Origin of the sequence: Clostridium chromiireducens (assembly GCF_002029255.1) — a bacterium.
In the GTDB taxonomy this organism is placed as follows: Bacteria; Bacillota; Clostridia; order Clostridiales; family Clostridiaceae; genus Clostridium; species Clostridium chromiireducens.
The window spans coordinates 20,780-27,647 of record NZ_MZGT01000063.1 but is presented as its reverse complement, the minus strand read 5'-3'; the positions used below and the strand labels follow the sequence as shown (position 1 = coordinate 27,647).

Annotated in this window: 2 protein-coding genes; both read left to right on the top strand. The window is 32.9% G+C overall.

Going from position 1 to position 6,868, the window contains the following annotated elements; all coding sequences use genetic code 11:
- Positions 1-325: 325 nt before the first annotated feature.
- Positions 326-5,212 carry a starch-binding protein gene (locus tag CLCHR_RS18835; protein ID WP_079441454.1) on the top strand — a complete coding sequence of 1,629 codons (4,887 nt, stop codon included), beginning with the start codon at positions 326-328 and terminating at the stop codon, positions 5,210-5,212.
- 247 nt (positions 5,213-5,459) lie between these two features.
- Positions 5,460-6,131: a DnaD domain protein gene (locus CLCHR_RS18830; RefSeq protein WP_139376272.1), complete on the top strand. Its 672-nt coding sequence runs from the start codon at positions 5,460-5,462 to the stop codon at positions 6,129-6,131.
- Positions 6,132-6,868: the final 737 nt, after the last annotated feature.

The window sequence follows — 6,868 nt, the reverse complement described above, 5'->3', positions numbered from 1 at the left end:
AAATATGAGTGGTAAATTGACCATGATGTAATAATTCTTAAAAATAAATTCAAGTTTTGGAATTTTATACAGTAATATAAAATTATATTGATAAAGTTATAGATAAATACTAGAATAGAATTAAAATGAAATTCTAATAAGTATTTCATTTAATGAAAACGTATTATAAAAATATATAATACTAATAATTTTTTTATAGGAGGTGTTCAAGAACAATTGGAATCGATACCGATATAAAGTGAGGGGATTTATATTATAGAGATTTTATTTTCACTCAACTTGGAAACGGTACCAAAAATAAATATACACTTATGGGGGGAAAAGAATGAAGAAAAAACATATGAGTTTGAAAAGTTTAATTGCATCAGTCTTAGCATTTAGTATGCTTATTTCTTTCGCACCAAGTACTATCATAGCTAAAGCAGCGACTTCGAGCTCAACAACAATTACTAAATTAACCAGCGAAGATGAGCAGGGGACGATACTTCATGCTTGGGATTGGTCCTTTAATAATGTTAAAGCTAATGTTGCAAAAATTAAGGCAGCAGGCTACTCTGCGGTGCAGGTGTCACCTGTTGAACCGAGTAAAGATGATTCAGCTATAACTAATTCTAAATGGTATTTACTGTACCAACCAATTGCTTTTAGAGTTGGTAACGTTCAGCTAGGAACTGAAGAAGAATTTAAGGAAATGTGTGATGCAGCACATGATGAAGGATTAAAAATCATTGTTGATGTAGTTACAAATCATACCGGTAATAATGAAGGTGATGGCAGCACTACAATAGCTCCGCAAGTAACCTTTCAAGGTGCTGAATACGAAGACTATTGGCATTTGCCACTTCATGGGGTTAAAGATTGGAATGACAGATATGAAGTGACTCATGGAGGTCTAGGTCTCCCGGATTTAAATACATCAAATGCTGATGTGCAGGGCATGATAAGAACATTCTTGGAAGAATGCTTAACAGATGGAGCTGACGGCTTCAGATTTGACACGGCTAAGCATATAGAACTTCCAAGTCCTCTTGACGATGATAAGACAAGTAGTAATTACTGGCCTAATGTTTTAGGAGGGTTAAAAACTTATAACGATAAAACTCCTTTTGTTTATGGAGAAGTACTCCAAGGTGGAGCAGATAATTTTGCAAATTATACAAAGCTTATAGATGTTACAGCAAGTAATTTTGGTGGAGCTATACGAAGCATCGTAGGAGTTGGCAGTAATGTAAGTCCAAATTTGAGTGATGCAAATTTTAGCAATTACAAGAGCTATAATATTCCAAATGGTGTCGATCCATCGGATTTAGTAACTTGGGTTGAATCTCATGATACTTATGCAAACGATTCTGAAGAATCAACAGCTCTGACTGCTGAGCAAATTAGAAATGGATGGGCACTTACTGCTTCTCGTTCAGCTTCAACACCACTATTTTTTAATAGAACAGCAGGTAGAACAAAGCTTCAAGGTAATATTGGAGATGAAGGTGATAGCAATTGGAAGAATCCAGATGTAGTTGCTATAAATAAATTCCATAATGCTATGGTAGGAGAAAATGAAAACGTAGTTAAATTATCTAGTAAGGTTATTATGATAGAACGTGGAAATAAAGGTGTTGTATTTGTAAACTTTGGAGATGAGATTGCGGATTTTAGCACAGCTACTAAATTGGCAGCTAAAGCTTATGAAAACTGTGCAACCTCTGGAGGAACATTTACCTCTGATGGATCACAATTAACAGGAACTCTTCCAAAAGGAATTACTGTACTTTATGATAGTGGATCTAAGGAAACACCAATTAATTTACCAGAGGTGTCTATTGATAAGGAAAATTGCACATTTTCCAATACGTTAGAACTATCTCTGCATGTTAAAAATTCTGATAATGCTGTATATTCAATAAATGGAGATACAGAAACAGGCTATACTGATGGACAGAAAATAACTATTGGAGATACTGAGGCTGCAGGAGCAAAAATAAAAGTTGTTGTAAAGGCAAGTAATTTAGATGGTGAAGCTAACGAAGAATATAATTATATTAAAAAAGATGTAAATTCTGTTGCTACAGTTTTCTTTAAAAAGCCAGCAGACTGGACTGTACCTTATGTTTATATTTATAATGATTATAATGAAAATAATGCTTCTTTCCCAGGAGTGAAAATGGCCAAAATTGGAAATGGCTTTTATAAATATGAACTTAAAGGATGGGCGGAGGCTAAAGTACAATTTAATGATAATTATGATGGTCATAAGTCAAGTACCTTAGACTTGGCAACAAACGGAAACATGGTGTACGATGAGGGGCAATGGAAAGCCTATGACAGTTCTTATGATTCGTTAATTGATCCAAACGTAACACCAGATGAAGAAGTCCAAGGAACTTCCAAGGTTTACTTTAAAAATACTCAAGGTTGGTCAGATGTAAATGTATACTTCTATACAAATTCTGGCGGATTTAAGGAAGTCAATGGCGGATGGCCAGGGGTAGCAATGACTAATGAGGGTAACGGATTGTTTAGTTATACCTTACCTAAAGCCTTTGAAGATGCGCAAATTTTATTTAATACTAGTAGCGGTAAGCAAATTCCAGCATCAGGAGGATTTTTAGCACCAGCTAATAGTACAATGATATGTGAACCAATTGGAGATGGGCAAGATGGAACTTGGAAGGAATATGTTGAAGCAGGAACTTCTAAAATATATTTTAGGAAACCAAGTGATTGGGCAGAACCAAATGTATATGCGTATAAAATAGATGGAAACAGTGATAGTAAAGTCACTACAGATCTAAGTACATGGCCTGGAACTAAAATGACAAAGGTAGATGGTACTGAGACCTTATATACTTACACTTTCTCAAGTAATTGCCAAAACATTAATGTAATATTTAATGATGGAAACAATAAATTTCCAAGCAGTGGCGGATATGAATTATTTGCAGGAGAATCAAAGATTTATGATGATGGAAGTTTAAGAGATTTCACTACAGATGATCTAGAAGAACCTGAAGCACCAGCAGTAGCAGGCCAAGGTGTAACTAAAGTTCTTTTTGAGAATACAGAAAACTGGAGCAATGTAAAAATCTATTATTGGCAAGATGGAAGTCCAAGTATTGAGTGGCCAGGCGTAAGTATGGTCAGCGAAGGGATTAACGTATATAGTTATAATCTTCCTAAGGGATATGAAAAAGCAAAGGTAATTTTCAATAATGGCAATGGTAAGCAAACAGTAGATTTATCTGCAAAAGTTGGAAGCACTATGGAATTTATTTCAAGTGGAGAAAGCGATGGTAAGCTTACAGGCGAATTAGTAAGTAAATCAAAGGTATATTTCAAAAATACAAAAGGCTGGAAGAGTGTTAAAATTCATTACTGGCAAGATGGCGGATCAGGTACTGATTGGCCTGGAGTGAGCATGGTAGATGAAGGAGATAACTTATATAGCTATACAATGCCAGATGGTTTTGAAAATGCTAATGTTATATTTAATAGCGGTAAAGGGGAACAGGCAGAAACTTTTAAAGCTGAAGGTGGGAAAACTTTAATATTATCTGGAGATACTTGGAGAGAATTTACTGAAGATGATATACCAGGGGTTGATAGTGGAACCAATCCAGGGGGACCAACAAATCCAACTGATAATATAGAAGCTGGCTCAACTGTTTATGTTAAAGTTCCTGACACATGGACTGGCATTCCTAATATCCATTATTGGAATACAACTAGAGGTACAACAACATGGCCAGGAAAGCAAATGAAAGAAGAAGGTAATGAAATATATAGTATTATAATTCCAAAATCTTTTGGAGATGTATCAATAATTATTAATGATGGAAATAATAAACTTGCCGATAAAAATGGGAAAACAGAGTTTGAGGTTAAACTTGGAAGCTCTATAATGTTTGAAGATGGCACTTGGAAAGATTATGTGAAGGAAACTCCAAATCCTAATGAACCAGGTAACTCAGGAGGAACAGGTGGCACAGGTGGCACAGGTAATGGATCAAGTAACCAGGAAGTGTCAAAAACTCCAACGTTAGATAAGGACATTTATACAACAACTGATAAAGTGAGTGGAACATCTGGAGCTAAAGCTGATATAGTGTTAAGTGTAGAGGAAGAAGTTAAATATACTACTTCGGCAGGAGCACAAGTTGTAACTGAAACAAAAGTTGAAGAAAAGGAAATAGGTAAGACTAAAGCTGATGAAAATGGAAAATGGGTAGTGAATATTTCTACACAAAGTAGAGGAACTGTTATAAAGATTACTGCGAAAGAGGAAGGAAAATTAGAAGCATCAATCACTGAGACAGTTAGGAAGAAATCTTCTTCAAGTTCATCTAGTTCAAGCTCTAGCAGCAATCAGGAAACAGTTACTACAAGTGGTGATACTGTAACCATTAAATCTTCAGATGGAGCAATTATAAAAACTCAAATTATGAATTCAACTAGACCTATTATAAAAGTTAATTTATCAAGCCAATCAACAGTTGGAAAGGATATATTCGAAGTTTTAGCAGGAAATCAAAATAAGAAGCTAACATTAGTTGGAAACAATGCTTCGTGGACATTTGATGGAGAAGATGTGTCAGTAAATAATGCTTTAGATTTAGATACTGCAATAAGTTCAACTTCATCTAATGTATCAATGATAAACAATTTAATTGGTGGAATCAAGGTTGTAACTTTATCATTTGCTCATAAAGGTTTGCTCCCAGGTAAAGCAACAATTCAGGCTAGCATAGATTCTAAGTATAATAATAAGACCATGAATTTATATTCTTACAACTTGATTAACAATAGATTAAGTTTGGTATCTGTGAATGTACCTGTTGTAAATGGAATAGCAACCTTTGAGATTACCAAAGGATCTGACTACATCTTAAGTGAAACACCAATACAAGGAGCTGTTAGTGGAGGATGGAATAAAACTTCTAATGGCAACTGGATATTCGTTAAAGATGAAAATAATGTTACTGGATGGATTAAAGATGGAGCTAATTGGTATCTAACTGATAATTCAGGAGTAATGAAAACAGGATGGGCAAGTAGCAATGGAAAATGGTATTATTTAAATAGTGAAGGAGCTATGCAAACTGGTTGGATAAATGATAACGAAACATGGTATTACTTAAGTCTATCAGGGGATATGCTGTCTAACACAAGTATTGATGGGTATGCTTTAGGAGATAACGGAGCATTAGTTAAATAAATAAGAATGACTGCTTAGATATGGAAATCAGATTTCTAGTGATATTTAAAATGACTAGATTTATTAAAGGATTAGCTTCGTGATTATAAATATAAAAGCCACGCATATGTATTTTACACATGTGTGGCTTTTTAATTTATGAAGATCATATGGGTTTATAATTGTAGTACGTTATCATCAAAATTACCTTTTGTGACAACGTATATAAAAAGGGGATGAAGAGGTGAATTTATTGGCGGAAAATTATATGAAGAAATGGAAGACAGGAATTGATGGTTTAGATATATGTATCATAATGCGAGTTAATAAGAAGAAAAATTTAAAAGACCTATATCTAGAGAAAATTTCAGTGGAAGATTCCATAAAGAGAAAAAATGAAATGAGTGAAGCTGGTTATTGGGATTTAACTATTAATGATATGATTGCAAAGATAGTTGAAATAGAAAGTGAGTCAGAGTGTAAAAATAGCATGAAAATTAATCAGATAACTATGGAGGAGAATGATATAAAAGAGTATGAATCAGAAGAGAAAAGGTCCTTTATTAAACATGAAGGCATTATCGGTAAAGATGTGGTAGGTGAGGGAGAGATAATTGAGTATATTAAAAGTCTCAATGTGAAGATTAGGGGAAGTAACTTAGATTTGATTAAATTAGCTGTAAATGATCATGGAGGAGAAAATGTTAAGGCTGCCATTGATAAGGCACTGGAAGTCGATAGGCTTAGAATGAATTATATAAACGGTATATTAAACAATTGGAAAATAGAAGGGTATCCAGAAAGCAGCACAGATTCAAGGAAAAAAGGATCAATCCATAAGCAGGATAAATATAAGACATTGAGATTTAATAACTTTGAACCTCGAAACTATGATTATGAAAAACTAGAAAAAGAATTGCTAGGGTGGGAAAGAGCGTAGTAACATTTTTGCTGGTAGCTGGTGTGGTATCTTAAAACAAAAGTTATAATAGCTTGAAATAATATATAAACGCTTATAACTATAAATAAAGGTAATGCATTTGTATAAATGAGTTGTTAAGATTGTACAAATATATTACCTTTATTTTATTTGTTACATACGTACCTGTAAAATTAAAAATATTTTATAGAAAATATCTAATAAAGGAGTACTCAAGTTTCAGGAGTATTTAAAAATAATTTATCTAAAATTTGAATATGATACCCAAAATTAAAAGTAAGGGTGTATATATAAGTGTGATATATAAAAGCGAAAATTGTAAGTTAAGAAAGAAAATCATAATAAATTAGGTTTATTTAGACATAGAAATAGACTAGACCTATATTTAATATATTTCTATGTCGAAAAATCAAAATAAGTCGAAAGATTCAGCTAGCATTAAGGTTGAAATAATAAAATAATTGTGAGATTAAGAAAAAAGATACCAAAAATCGACTTGAAGTTTGTATATTATAGTGACAATAGAGAATTAAACTAAATTATAAAATACTTAGAAATGTATTTATTACAAGGAATTGCTTCCATTGCTTTTATATTTTTGTGCAAAAAGGCAGTATTTTTTCAATAATGCAGAATTATTGGTAATTTAAAAGTATCATTAAACCTTTTTAAACACAATTATAAGAAAGTAACATAGAATACAGGTTGTTTTTACAATACCAAATGGATAAAAATTA

Bases quoted from the DNA above. Each gene is read 5' to 3' on its own strand.
- CLCHR_RS18835 (WP_079441454.1), top strand. From the start codon at position 326: ATGAAGAAAAAACATATGAGTTTGAAAAGTTTAATTGCATCAGTCTTA.
- CLCHR_RS18830 (WP_139376272.1), top strand. From the start codon at position 5,460: ATGAAGAAATGGAAGACAGGAATTGATGGTTTAGATATATGTATCATA.